The sequence below is a fragment of the Ottowia beijingensis genome (assembly GCF_013423955.1).
GTDB lineage: Bacteria > Pseudomonadota > Gammaproteobacteria > Burkholderiales > Burkholderiaceae_C > Ottowia > Ottowia beijingensis.
Genome location: NZ_JACCKX010000001.1, coordinates 1,967,693 through 1,980,067 on the forward strand (window position 1 = coordinate 1,967,693; position 12,375 = coordinate 1,980,067).

The window sequence follows — 12,375 nt, forward strand, 5'->3', positions numbered from 1 at the left end:
GTTGACGCCCGTGATTTTGCGCCAAGCGCGGGGCGTGCCGCAGGCGCCCGGTGTCGCACACAATGTGCGCATGTCCACGCCCGAAACACCCCGCCTGCGCCGGCTGGTGCTTATTGCCCTGGCGCTGTCGCTGGGCGCGGCGGTGTCGCTGGGCATCACGCGCTTCGCCTATGGGCTGCTGCTGCCGGTGATGCGCGACGACCTGGCCTGGAGCTACACGCTGGCCGGCGGCATGAACACCGCCAACGCCGCCGGCTACCTGCTGGGCGCGCTGGCCACGCCGTGGCTGATGCGGCGCTTTGGCGCGGCGGCGGTGCTGCTGGGCGGGGCGCTGCTGGCCAGCCTGTTCATGGCGGCGTCGGGCTTCTTCACCGCGGCCAACCCGCTGCTGCTGCAGCGCCTGCTGGCGGGCGTGGCCAGCGCCTTCGTGTTCGTGGCCGGCGGGCTGCTGGCGGCGCGGCTGGGCGCGCGCCTGCCGGCGCACGCCGGGCTGCTGCTGGGGTTGTACTACGGCGGCACGGGCTGGGGCATCGCGGTGTCGGCGCTGGGCGTGCCGGCGCTGCTGCAGGCGGCGCAAGGCGTGCCGCACGGCTGGACCTGGGCCTGGTGGGGGCTGGCGCTGGCCTGCCTGGTGGCCACGGCGGTGCTGGTGTGGCCGGCCAGATTGCTACATAAAGAAGAGCTGTCAACGCAGGCCAGTACTGCGCAAAAGCCCGATTTTATGCCTGATCCGCTGCCCTGGCGCCGCATGCTGCCGGCGCTGGCGGGCTACACGCTGTTCGGTGTGGGCTACATCGGCTACATGACCTTCGTGATCGCCCTGCTGCGCGAGCAGGGCGTGGGCGCCGGGGCCATCACGCTGTTCTACACGCTGCTGGGGCTGGCGGTGGTGGCGTCGGCGCGCATCTGGGCCGGCCTGCTGCAGCGCGCCCAGGGCGGCGGCGCGCTGGCGCTGCTGAACGCGCTGCTGGGCGTGGCCACCATCCTGCCGGCGCTCACCGGCGCGTGGCCGGTGGTGCTGGCGTCGGGGCTGCTGTTCGGGGCGGTGTTCCTGTCGGTGGTGGCGTCGACCACCGCTTTCGTGCGCCACAACCTGCCGCAGGCGCAGTGGGCGGCCGGCATCAGCGCCTTCACCATCCTGTTCGCCTTCGGGCAGATCGTGGGGCCCACGGTGGTTGGCTGGGTGGCCGACGGCCCGGGCGGGCTGGCGCGCGGGCTGGTGTATTCGGCCGCGGCGCTGTGGTTGGGCGCATGGCTGGCCTGGCGCCAGAAGCCGCTGGCCTGAACCCCGCCCGCACACTGCATGGGTGTGTGATGTTTGTCGCGCCGCTGTGGCGCCGGCTGGGGACAAGTGCACACAAGTGGTTGATTTCGGCAACTGCAGGCGCACGCCGGCGCGGCCCGGCGCCAGAATCGCGCCCGCCGGCTGGCTGTCGCGGACAGGGCGGTCGGCACTTCACCCGAAAGACTCCCATGCGCATGATGAACGCCCATTCCCTTGCCCGCCGCACGCTGATCGCGGCGGCTTCGCTGGCCCTGCTGCCGGCCTTCGCGCAGTCGCCCGCGCTGGCCGACACGCTGGCCAAGCTGAGCGCCAGCAAGACCATCACGCTGGGCGTGCGCAAGAACGCCGCGCCCTTTTCGTACATCGATGCCGCGGGCAAGCCGGCCGGCTTCAGCTGGGCGCTGTGCCAGGCCATCGTGCAGCAGCTGTCGGCCGAGCTGAAGACGCCGATCGCGGTGAAGTTCGAGCCGGTGACGCTGGGTGAATCGTTCGATCTGCTCAAGCAGGGCCGGATCGACCTGCACTGCGGCAGCACGGCCAACACGGCGGAGCGCGCCAAGGCGGTGGATTTCTCCAACACCTTCTTCGTGTCGCGGGTGGTGGCGGCGCACCGCAAGCAGGACGCCAAATTCGCGTCGGCGCGCGAGTTCGGCCGCACGGGCGTGCTGCAGGGCTCTACGGCGCAGACGCTGATGCAGGTGTACGCCGCCAAGAAGGCCAGCACGCTGGCGCTGGGCCCGGTGAAGCCCTTCGCCAGCTACGACGAGGGCGCCAAGCTGCTCAAGGGCGGCGCCATCGACACGCTGGTGGCCGACGAACTGCTGATCCCGCGCGACGCAGAGATCGCCCTGCGGCGCGACCAGCTGACGGTGGAGCCCTATGCGCTGGTGATGCGCAAGGGCGATGCGGCGTTTGTCGACGCGGTGGACCGCGCGCTGGCCAAGGTGGTGAGCGGCCCGCAAGCCAGGCAGCTGGCGGAGGCCGCGGGCCTGAAGGTGGACCACATGACGCTGGACGCCTGGCGCAACCCCAACAAGCAGCCGGCGCCGCCGGTGTTCTGACGGCGCGCGGGCGCTCAGGCCCGGTCGATCAGATCAGGCCTTCGGCCTTCATCGCCGCCTGCACCGCCGGGCGGGCGGCCACGCGCTGGCGGTAGGCCGTGAGGTTCTGGTAGGGCGACAGGTCGATCTGCATCGGCTGGGCCCAGTTGGTGACGGTGAACAGGTAGCCGTCGGCCACGGTGAAGTCGTCGCCCATCAGCCAGGTCTTGCCGGCCAGCAGGCCGTCCACGTGCTGCAGGCGGTCGGCCAGCTTGGCCTTGAAGCGCTCCTTGGCCTCGGCCGGCATGCCGGGGTCGAACAGCGGGCCGAAGTTCTTGTGCAGCTCGGTGCCGATGAAGTTGAGCAGGCTTTGCAGCTGGTAGCGTGCCAGGGTGCCGTTGGCGGGGGCGAGCTTGGCCGGCGCCTGGTCGGCGATGTACTGGACGATGGCCGGACCTTCGCTCAGGCCGGTGCCATCGTCGAGCACCAGATAGGGCACGTAGCCGAGCGGGTTGACCTGGCGGAAGTCGCTGCCGTCGGGCAGCTGCTTGGTCTTGGTGGGGGCAGAGATGGCTTCGTAGGGCAGGCCGGCTTCCTCGAGCGCGATGTGGGGCGACAGCGAGCAGGCGCCGGCAGAGTAGTAGAGCTTCATGGATGCATCCTTTGTTTTATGGGTCGAATCGGGCTCCAGCGCCCGTCCTGATTGCGCGAACAGCTATCTAAAGAATAGCATCTGTTGCCGCGCCGATCAGCATATCAAAAGCCGAGCAACCTTGCAGGCGGCTCAGGCGGGGCGGGTGCGGGTGGCGCGCTCCAGCTGCGCCAGGTAGCGCATGGCGTGCACGCCGTTGTCGGCCACGGGGCCGCACATCTCCAGCGCCGGCCGCAACTGGCGGCACACCGCCGGGCGACCGGGCTGGCCGAAAACGCGGCAGCGCAGGGCGTCGTCCAGCTGCACGCAGTGCACGCCGGCCGGCTTGCCGTGCGGCATGCCGGGAATGGCGGAGCTGATCGACGGGGCGATGCAGCAGGCACCGCAGCCGGGGCGGCAGGCCAGCGCCTGGTCAGGTGCCGGATCGGGCTGCAGCGCAGGTGGGTCAAGCGTCATATGCTTTCATAATCATAGCGAGCGAGCGGATGGCCGCCGCAGCGGGGTTGCGCTGTCCTACGCGCTTGTGCCGGTGTGGATGACGGCGGCTGGCCGCGACCGGGGCGACCATGAAGCCATGCAGTGACGGCCCCCAGGGCGACTGACCAAAACGGCCGAAGGCTTTGACCGCTGGCACTGCATTCAGACAGACCACTTTCGAGAAGGAGATAGACATGCTGAAATGGGCCATTATTTTTGCCGTGATCGCGCTGGTGGCGGGTGTGCTGGGCTTTGGCGGCGTGGCCGCGGGGGCCGCGGGCATTGCCAAGATCCTGTTCGTGCTGTTCCTCATCGTCGCCGCCGTGATGCTGGTGCTGGCGCTGATGGGCGGCAAGGCGGTCAGCAAGAACTTGTAAGGGCGCTGCCCGTCAAGCCAGGAAAGCCGCCCGAGGGCGGCTTTCCTGCTTTCAGGGTACAGCCCGCGCAGGTCGCGCGCATGCAGGATGCGCGTGCAGGCGACGATGAAGGTGGCGGTGCGCAGGCTCACCTGGTGCTGTTGCGCCGTGTGCCACACGCCGGCAAAGGCATCCTTCATGATCTTGACCAGGCGCGCGTTGATCTCGTCCTCGCTCCAGAAGAAGCTGGAGAAGTCCTGCACCCACTCGAAGTAGCTCACCGTCACGCCGCCGGCATTGGCGATCACGTCGGGCACCACCAGCACGCCCTTGTCGTTCAGGATGTCGTCGGCCTCGGGCGTCGTCGGGCCGTTGGCGCCCTCGATCAGCATGCGGGCCTTGATCTTGCCGGCGTTGTCTTTCGTGACCTGGCCTTCCAGCGCGGCGGGGATCATGATGTCGCACTTGGTGCCCCAGAACTCGGCGGGCTTGATCGGCTCGCCGCCCTTGAAGCCGGCCACGCCGCCGGTCTTGGCCACGTGCTCGAGCAGCTTGGGCACGTTCAGGCCCTTGTCGTTGGCGATGGCGCCGGTGTGGTCCTGCACGGCGACCACCAGCGCGCCGGCCTCGGCGAACAGCTTGCCGGCGGTGCCGCCCACGTTGCCGAAGCCCTGCACGGCCACGCGCGCGCCCTCGATGCTCAGGCCGATCTGCGCCGCCGCTTCGCAGGCGATGGTGAACACGCCGCGCCCGGTGGCCTCGCGCCGGCCCAGCGAGCCGCCCACGTCGACGGGCTTGCCGGTGACGACGCCGGTGGCGGTCTCGCCGATGTTCATCGAGTAGGTGTCCATCATCCAGGCCATCACCTTCTCGTTGGTGTTGACGTCGGGCGCGGGGATGTCTTTGGTCGGGCCGATGATGATGCCGATCTCGGAGGTGTAGCGCCGGGTCAGGCGCTCCAGTTCCTTCATCGACAGCTGGCGCGGGTCGACCCGGATGCCGCCCTTGCCGCCGCCGTAGGGCACGTTGACGGCGGCGTTCTTGATCGACATCCACGCGGCCAGCGCCATCACCTCGGACAGCGTCACGTCCTGGTGAAAGCGCACGCCGCCCTTGGCCGGACCGCGGCTGGTGTTGTGCTGCACGCGGTAGCCTTCGAAGTGGGCGACGGTGCCGTTGTCCAACTCGATCGGCACATCGACGATCAGCGCGCGCTTGGGGCGCTTGAGCGTCTCGACCCAGCGCGCCAGCGGGCCCAGGTAGGGCGTGACGCGGTCCACCTGCTGAAGGTAGATGCCCCAGGGGCCGAGGTGGTTCGGGTCGAGGTACGAGGGCAGGGCGTGGGCGCTGGCGGCGGGCGCGCCGCTCTTGGATGGGGTGCGGGGCATGGGTCTCCTTGTCGTGGAAGCGTCGGCGCGCGGCAGGCAAGGGGCCGCGCACCCTGACGGTGCAGCATAGCACCGGGCTCCGGCAGGCCAGGGCATGCCCACGACTGGGTGGTAGCTATTAAAAATATAGCTGCTCGCGCAGTATGGGCGCTGACAGAAGGCTGATTCAGCCTTAGAATGGCAGGCTTTCGCAAGCGAACCAGCGTGCCTTCACCCACCTACACCCATCCGCAGCATTTCGAGGTCATCGTCGTCGGTGGCGGCCACGCCGGCACCGAGGCGGCGCTGGCCGCCGCGCGCATGGGCGCGCAGACGCTGCTGCTGACGCACAACATCGAAACCCTGGGCGCGATGAGCTGCAACCCCAGCATCGGCGGCATCGGCAAGGGCCACCTGGTGAAGGAGGTCGATGCCCTGGGCGGCGCCATGGCGCTGGCCACCGACGAGGCGGGCATCCAGTTCCGCATCCTCAACAGCAGCAAGGGCCCGGCGGTGCGCGCCACCCGGGCGCAGGCCGACCGCGTGCTGTACAAGGCCGCCATCCGCCGCCGGCTGGAGAACCAGCCGAACCTGTGGCTGTTCCAGCAGGCGGTGGACGACCTGCTGCTGGAGGGCGGGCGCGTGGTCGGCGCCGTCACGCAGGTGGGCATCGCCTTCCGCGGCCGCACGGTGGTGCTGACGGCCGGCACCTTTCTGGACGGGCGCATCCACGTCGGGCTCGACAACTACCAGGCGGGCCGCGCGGGCGACCCGCCAGCGGTATCGCTCTCGGCGCGGCTGAAAGAGCTGAAGCTGCCGCAGGGGCGCCTGAAGACCGGCACGCCGCCGCGGCTGGACGGGCGCAGCATCGACTTCGCGGCCTGCGAGGAACAACCCGGCGACGGCATGCCGGGCGGGCAGAACCCGCGCATGCCGGTGTTCAGCTTCATCGGCCGCGCCGACATGCACCCGCGCCAACTGCCGTGCTGGATCACGCACACCAACGCGCGCACGCACGACATCATCCGCTCAGGCTTCGACCGCAGCCCCATGTTCACCGGCAAGATCGAGGGCGTGGGGCCGCGCTACTGCCCGAGCGTGGAAGACAAGATCAACCGGTTCGCCGACAAGGAAAGCCACCAGATCTTCCTGGAGCCGGAAGGGCTGGATACGCACGAGGTGTACCCCAACGGCATCTCCACCAGCCTGCCGTTCGACATCCAGCTGGAACTGGTGCGCAGCATGAAGGGGCTGGAGAACGCCCACATCCTGCGCCCCGGCTACGCCATCGAGTACGACTACTTCGACCCGCGCGCGCTGAAAAGCAGTTTCGAGACACGCGACGTGCAGGGCCTGTTCTTCGCCGGCCAGATCAATGGCACCACCGGCTACGAGGAGGCGGCGGCGCAAGGCCTGTTCGCCGGCATCAACGCCGCGCTGCAATGCCGCCAGCTCGATGGCCGGGCCGACGACTTTGGCGGCGCGTGGTTGCCGCGCCGCGACGAGGCCTATTTGGGCGTGCTGGTCGACGACCTGATCACCAAGGGCGTGACCGAGCCGTACCGCATGTTCACCAGCCGCGCCGAGTTCCGCCTGCAACTGCGTGAAGACAACGCCGACATGCGCCTGACGGAAACCGGCCGCGCGCTCGGCTTGGTGGACGATGCGCGCTGGGACGCGTTCAGCCGCAAGCGCGATGCTGTTTCACGTGAAACACAGCGCCTCAAGTCCACCTGGGTCAACCCGCGCAACCTGCCGGCGGCCGAGTCCGAGCGGGTGCTGGGCAAGGCCATCGAGCACGAGCACAACCTGTTCGACCTGCTGCGCCGCCCGGAGGTGAGCTACGCCAGCCTCATCAGCCTGGACGGCGGCAAGCATGCCGGCACCGACGTTTCACCTGAAACACTGGGCGACCTGACCGATCCGGTGATCGAGCAGGTGGAGATTGCCGCCAAGTACAGCGGCTACATCGATCGCCAGCGCGACGAAGTGGAGCGCGCTGCCTATTACGAAAGCCTGCGCCTGCCGCCTGAGCTGGACTACCTGCAGATTGGCGCGCTGTCCATCGAAGTGCGGCAGAAGTTGCAGGCGCAGCGGCCCGCCACGCTCGGCCAGGCCGGCCGCATCAGCGGCGTGACACCGGCCGCCATTTCCCTGCTGCTGGTCCACCTGAAGAAGGGTGGGTTCAAGGGTTTCGACGGCGCCGCCTCTCCGCGCGCTGCCGAAGCGGCATGAGCCACCACCCCCAGGCCAGTCGTCTGGCAGCGGGCCTGCAGGTGTTGGGGCTGGCGCTGTCGGCAGAGCAACAGCAGAAGCTGCTGGCCTACCTCGACCTGCTGGCCAAATGGAACAAGGTCTACAACCTGACGGCCGTCCGCGATCCGGACGAAATGCTGACGCACCATCTGCTGGACAGCCTCTCCGTCATCGCGCCGCTGCACCGACACACCGGGGCGGGGCGATCCACCTGCTGGATGTCGGCGCCGGCGGTGGTCTGCCGGGTGCGGTCATCGCCATCTGCTGCCCGGAAGCCCAGGTCGATTGCGTCGACACCGTGGGCAAGAAGGCTGCCTTCATCCAGCAGGTGGCCGGCGCATTGGCCTTGCAGAACCTGCGCGGCATTCACGCGCGGGTCGAAGCGCTGACTGGTCCCTACGACGTGATTGCCTCGCGCGCGTTTGCCTCGCTGGGCGATTTCACCGCCTGGTCGCGCCAGGCGTTGGGCCAGCGGGGCGTCTGGATGGCGATGAAGGGCAAGCACCCCGACGACGAACTGGCCGCCCTGCCGGCTGACGTGGAAGTGTTTCACGTGGAACAACTGGAGGTGCCGGGGTTGGACGCCGAGCGCTGCCTGCTGTGGCTGCGCCCAAAGGAGTACGTATAAGCATGTTCGGCATCCAGGACTATGGGGCCTTTGTTGCGGCCGTCATCGTGTTCCTGGCCATTCCGGGGCCGGGCAACTTCGCGGTCATCACTTCTACCGGCAAGGGGCGCATCCGGGGTGGGTTGGCGGCCACCTTCGGCATCATCGCGGGCGATCAGGTGCTGATGTGGCTGGCCGTGGCCGGGGTGGCGGCGCTGCTCAAGGCCAACCCGGCGGTGTTCGCGGCGGTGCAGTACGCCGGCGCAGCCTATCTGGCGTGGCTGGGCTTTCAGATGCTGCGCGCCAGACCGGGGGTGCGCCGGTGCTCGATATCCAGCCGCACCATTACTTCAGGCAGTCTCTTCTGATCACGCTGCTCAATCCCAAGGCCATCGTGTTCTACATGGCCTTCTTCCCGCTCTTCGTCGATCCGGCGCGGCACCAGGGGCTGCTGACCTTTGGGGTCATGGCGGCCACCATCGCGGTGCTGACCTTCGGCTATTGCGCCAGCCTCACCTTGATCACGCATTTCGCCGCCGAGCGCCTGCGCGCCAACCCGCGCGCGTCGGCGTGGTTGAATAGAATCGCCGGTTCCATGCTGCTCGCCTTTGGTCTGAAACTGGCGATTCAAAAATGATGAAAATCTTCTGTATCGCCAACCAGAAAGGCGGCGTCGGCAAGACCACCACCACGGTCAACCTGGCCGCCGGCCTGGCCAGGATCGGCCAGCGCGTGCTGCTGGTCGACCTGGACCCGCAGGGCAATGCCACCATGGGCTCGGGCGTGGACAAGCGGGCGATGGCGCTGTCGGTGTACGACGTGCTGCTCGAATCCGCCAGCGTGGCCGAGGCCGCCACCGTGCCCGACAAGCTGAAGGAAGCCGGCGCCGGCTACGCCGTGCTGGGCGCCAACCGCGAGCTGGCCGGGGCCGAGGTGGAACTGGTGGGCGAGGAGCGCCGCGAGCGCCGGCTGAAGGATGCCCTGGCCGCAGTGAGCGCAGACTACGACTTCGTGCTGATCGACTGCCCGCCGTCCTTGAGCATGCTCACGCTGAACGGCCTGTGCGCCGCGCAGGGCGTGATCGTGCCCATGCAGTGCGAATACTTCGCGCTCGAAGGCCTGGCCGACCTCACCAACACCATCAAGCAGGTGCACGCCAACCTGAACCGCGACCTGCGCCTGATCGGCCTGCTGCGCGTGATGTTCGACCCGCGCATCACGCTGCAGCAGCAGGTCAGCGAGCAGCTCAAGGCGCACTACGGCGACAAGGTGTTCGACACCATCATCCCGCGCAACGTGCGCCTGGCTGAGGCGCCCAGCTACGGCTTGCCCGGCGTGGTGTTCGACCCTCGGCCAAGGGCAGCAAGGCCTTCGTCGCCTTCGCCAGCGAGATGGTGGAACGCGGTCTGCGTGGATGAATTCTTTAAGCCAAATCGGCCTTCAGCGCCCGCCCATCAAGCGCAACCAGCTATATAAACAGTAGTGATCCAGGTCGCTCCTTCCATCGTCCTCGTGCTGCCCGGCTGGCAGGGCAGCGGCCCGGGCCACTGGCAGAGCCGCTGGGAGACGCGCCACGGTTACCAGCGCGTGGAGCAGCACGACTGGCTGCGCCCGCTGCGCGGCGACTGGACGGCACGGCTGGAAGAGGTGATCCTGGCCCAGCGGCGCCCGGTGCTGGTGGCCGCGCACAGCCTGGGCTGCATCCTCACCGCCTGGTGGGCCGCGCATTCGCGCCACACCGACCGCGTGGCCGGCGCCCTGCTGGTGGCGCCGCCCGACATCGAACGCTACGACAACCGCCAGCAGATCCCTGGCTGGGCCCCCGTGGCGCGCCAGCGCCTGCCGTTCCGCAGCATCCTGGTGGCCAGCAGCGACGACCCCTTCGGCAGCCTGGAGGGCGCCAGCCGCCTGGCGGCCGACTGGGGCGCGGATTTCGTCAGCCTGGGGCCGAAGGGCCACATCAATGCCGATTCGGGCTTGGGCGATTGGGAAGAAGGGCATGTGCTGCTGCTTTCCCTGGTGCCAGCGGAAGACGCGGCGTGATCCGCGGCCTGTCGCACCTGACCTTCATCGTGCGCGGCGATCTGCACCACCGTTGGCGGCGCGATCACCCACGCGCCACCCGGTGGCGTTCATCGCCTGAGGCGTTGGCGGTCCGGCGGTTGCCGTTGGGCCGTTCGCGCTGGCGGCGGTACTGGGGCTGATCGCCTTCGGTATAGTCCTTCGGCTTGTGCGGCGCAGGCGCCAGCGGGCGCTGCGCTCTCTATAGGACATTTGCATGGTCACCAAAAACCCAAGGGCCTCGGCCGCGGCCTCGACGCGCTGCTGGGGCCGTCGCTGTCCGTGGGCACTGCCGAAGGCAGCGCACCCGCCACGCCTGCCGGCACGCCGATGATGCTGGCGCTGCACGAGCTGGCGCCCGGCCAGTACCAGCCCCGCACGCGCATGGACGAGGGCGCGCTGTACGAGCTGGCCGAGAGCATCAAGTCGCAGGGCATCATGCAGCCGATCCTGGTGCGGCGTTTGGGGTCAAATCGGCCGCCAACGCCCACGGGGCAAGCGCTGACAGCTCCTGATTTGGAAGCGCATTACGAGATCATTGCTGGCGAGCGGCGCTTTCGCGCGGCGCGCCTGGCGGGCCTGACCGAGGTGCCGGTGCTGGTGCGCGACGTGCCCGACGAGGCCGCCGCCGCCATGGCGCTGATCGAGAACATCCAGCGCGAGGACCTGAACCCGCTGGAGGAGGCGCAGGGCATCCGCCGCCTGACGGTGGATTTCGGCCTGACGCACGAGCAGGCCGCGCAGGCCGTGGGCAAGAGCCGCAGCGCCGCCAGCAACCTGCTGCGCCTGCTGCAGCTGACCGAGCCGGTGCAGACCATGCTGATGGCCGGCGACATTGACATGGGCCACGCCCGCGCGCTGCTGGCGCTGCAGGGCGCGGCGCAGATCACCGCGGCCAACCAGGTCAGCGCGAAGAAGATGTCGGTGCGCGAGGCCGAATCGCTGGTGCGCAAGCTGAACGCCGAGTTCAACCTCACCTCGCCCCGCAAGCCCGCCGCGGGCGCCGACAAGTCGGGCGACGTGCGCCGGGTGGAGGAAGAGCTGTCCGACCTGCTGCTGGCGCAGGTCGAGGTGCGGGTGAAGAAGAAGACCAAGCGCGGCGGCCGGCTGGAGCAGGCGGGCGAGCTGGCCATCGCCTTCGGCTCGCTGGACGAGCTGAACGGCCTGATCGAGCGGCTGCGCGGCGCATGAACGCGGGCGGGCAGGGCAGCGTGCCCGCACCTCCTGTGACAGATTTGCGGCCAGCGCCTGTGGTGCAGGGCCGTCCGCCGTTGTAAGCTGCGCCCTTCGCACGGATTTGCCCGCGCATTCCCCGCCACCCACCGCCATTCCCCATGCCCCTGCCCACGCCCCGTTCCGCGTTCCGCAACGGTGATGCGCGCCTGCGCACGGCCCTGGCTGCGCGGCGCAACGGCGGGCCGCCGCTGGCGGTGCGCGCGGCGCGTGCCAGCGTGGCGCGCGTGCGCCGCGCCGTGGACCACGCCGTGGCCCGCTCGCCGCAATCCCTGTTCCTGCGCGAGCTGGTGACCCAGCCGGGCACCGTGGGCGCCATCTGCGCCAGCTCGCCCCGGCTGGCGGCGCGCATGGCGGCCTGGGTCGATGCGGCCGCGCCCGGCGTGGTGGTCGAGCTGGGCGGGGGCACCGGCGTCATCACTGCAGCGCTGCTGGCGCGCGGCGTGGCGCCCGAGCGGCTGGTGGTGATCGAGCAGTCGGCCGCGCTGGCGGCGCACCTGCGGCGGCGCTTTCCGCACATCCACGTGGTGCACGGCGACGCGGCCGAGCTGGCCCGGCTGGCCGCCGGCGCCGACTGGCCCTGCCGCGGCGCCGACGGCGCGCCGCTGCCGGTGCAATGCATCGTGTCCGGGCTGCCCTTGCTGTCGATCCCGCTGCCGGTGCGCCAGCGCATCCTGCAGGCGGGCGCGCAGGCGCTGGCGCCGGGCGGGCGCCTGCTGCAGTTCACCTACGCCATGCGCGGGCCCTCGCTGTGGCAGGGCGCGGGCCTGGTCGGCCAGGCCCGCGAGCGCGTGCTGGCCAACCTGCCGCCGGCGCGCATCGACGTGCTGGGGCACGGCGCGGCAGCGCACTGACGCCTGCCATTGCAAGCCATTCTGGCCTCCAGGCGCCGTCCATCAAGCGCGGACAGCTATCAATAATGAAGTGACAGGTGCCATGAAAGTGGCCTGCGCCACGACCACGGTGCAGCCTGCGTGGCGGCACCCGGTGGCTGCCCGGCCGCGTCCGCCAGCCCGCGTGTGTCATCAGTGCGGGCATTTC

General features: G+C 69.5%; 9 protein-coding genes and 4 pseudogenes. 10 read left to right on the plus strand and 3 right to left on the minus strand.

Annotation, left to right across the window (positions count from 1 at the left end):
* The first annotated feature begins 70 nt into the window (after positions 1–70).
* Together H0I39_RS09940 and H0I39_RS09945 are read left to right on the plus strand one after the other, a co-directional pair.
* On the plus strand, positions 71–1,285 hold the full coding sequence (locus H0I39_RS09940) for a YbfB/YjiJ family MFS transporter (RefSeq protein ID WP_180550379.1): 1,215 nt from the start codon (positions 71–73) through the stop codon (positions 1,283–1,285).
* Between the two features lie 188 nt (positions 1,286–1,473).
* Positions 1,474–2,346: a transporter substrate-binding domain-containing protein gene (locus tag H0I39_RS09945; RefSeq protein ID WP_180550380.1), complete on the plus strand. Its 873-nt coding sequence runs from the start codon at positions 1,474–1,476 to the stop codon at positions 2,344–2,346.
* Positions 2,347–2,374: 28 nt separating this feature from the next.
* On the opposite strand, the gene gstA is transcribed toward H0I39_RS09945, so the two are convergent.
* The gene (gstA, locus tag H0I39_RS09950; protein ID WP_180550381.1) at positions 2,375–2,977 is read right to left on the minus strand and encodes a glutathione transferase GstA; all 603 of its coding nucleotides are present in this window, start codon (positions 2,975–2,977) and stop codon (positions 2,375–2,377) included.
* A 132-nt stretch (positions 2,978–3,109) separates the two neighbouring features.
* On the minus strand, positions 3,110–3,433 hold the full coding sequence (locus H0I39_RS09955; RefSeq protein WP_180550382.1) for a YkgJ family cysteine cluster protein: 324 nt from the start codon (positions 3,431–3,433) through the stop codon (positions 3,110–3,112).
* A gap of 215 nt (positions 3,434–3,648) precedes the next feature.
* Here H0I39_RS09955 and H0I39_RS09960 point away from each other — a divergent pair, with 215 nt between their 5' ends.
* On the plus strand, positions 3,649–3,831 hold the full coding sequence (locus tag H0I39_RS09960) for a DUF1328 domain-containing protein (RefSeq protein ID WP_180551764.1): 183 nt from the start codon (positions 3,649–3,651) through the stop codon (positions 3,829–3,831).
* A gap of 53 nt (positions 3,832–3,884) precedes the next feature.
* On the opposite strand, the pseudogene H0I39_RS09965 reads toward H0I39_RS09960, so the two are convergent.
* Positions 3,885–5,198, minus strand: a pseudogene (locus H0I39_RS09965) (Glu/Leu/Phe/Val family dehydrogenase); the annotation flags it as partial.
* Positions 5,199–5,402: 204 nt separating this feature from the next.
* Here H0I39_RS09965 and mnmG point away from each other — a divergent pair.
* The 7 genes and pseudogenes from mnmG (at position 5,403) to H0I39_RS10000 (ending at position 12,188) form a co-directional block, all read left to right on the plus strand.
* Complete coding sequence (gene mnmG / locus H0I39_RS09970) at positions 5,403–7,412, plus strand: tRNA uridine-5-carboxymethylaminomethyl(34) synthesis enzyme MnmG (RefSeq protein WP_308645822.1); 2,010 nt, start codon at positions 5,403–5,405, stop codon at positions 7,410–7,412.
* Positions 7,409–8,061: pseudogene (gene rsmG, locus H0I39_RS09975) on the plus strand (16S rRNA (guanine(527)-N(7))-methyltransferase RsmG). The gene mnmG and the pseudogene rsmG overlap by 4 nt, the downstream one beginning before the upstream one ends.
* 2 nt (positions 8,062–8,063) lie before the next feature.
* A pseudogene (locus H0I39_RS09980) lies at positions 8,064–8,677 on the plus strand (LysE family transporter).
* Positions 8,674–9,458: pseudogene (locus H0I39_RS09985) on the plus strand (ParA family protein). Before H0I39_RS09980 ends, H0I39_RS09985 begins: the two co-directional pseudogenes overlap by 4 nt.
* Positions 9,459–9,522: 64 nt before the next feature.
* On the plus strand, positions 9,523–10,083 hold the full coding sequence (locus H0I39_RS09990) for an RBBP9/YdeN family alpha/beta hydrolase (protein ID WP_308645823.1): 561 nt from the start codon (positions 9,523–9,525) through the stop codon (positions 10,081–10,083).
* A 300-nt stretch (positions 10,084–10,383) separates the two neighbouring features.
* Positions 10,384–11,292: a ParB/RepB/Spo0J family partition protein gene (locus tag H0I39_RS09995; RefSeq protein ID WP_308645824.1), complete on the plus strand. Its 909-nt coding sequence runs from the start codon at positions 10,384–10,386 to the stop codon at positions 11,290–11,292.
* A 143-nt stretch (positions 11,293–11,435) separates the two neighbouring features.
* Positions 11,436–12,188 (plus strand): class I SAM-dependent methyltransferase, encoded by a 753-nt coding sequence (locus tag H0I39_RS10000; protein WP_180550385.1) that lies wholly within the window; start codon positions 11,436–11,438, stop codon positions 12,186–12,188.
* The last annotated feature ends 187 nt before the right edge of the window (positions 12,189–12,375 follow it).

Coding starts and splice junctions, on each gene's coding strand:
- H0I39_RS09960 (WP_180551764.1), top strand. CDS start 3,649: ATGCTGAAATGGGCCATTATTTTTGCCGTGATCGCGCTGGTGGCGGGT.
- gstA (WP_180550381.1), bottom strand. CDS start 2,977: ATGAAGCTCTACTACTCTGCCGGCGCCTGCTCGCTGTCGCCCCACATC.
- H0I39_RS10000 (WP_180550385.1), top strand. CDS start 11,436: ATGCCCCTGCCCACGCCCCGTTCCGCGTTCCGCAACGGTGATGCGCGC.
- H0I39_RS09945 (WP_180550380.1), top strand. CDS start 1,474: ATGCGCATGATGAACGCCCATTCCCTTGCCCGCCGCACGCTGATCGCG.
- H0I39_RS09955 (WP_180550382.1), bottom strand. CDS start 3,433: ATGACGCTTGACCCACCTGCGCTGCAGCCCGATCCGGCACCTGACCAG.
- H0I39_RS09940 (WP_180550379.1), top strand. CDS start 71: ATGTCCACGCCCGAAACACCCCGCCTGCGCCGGCTGGTGCTTATTGCC.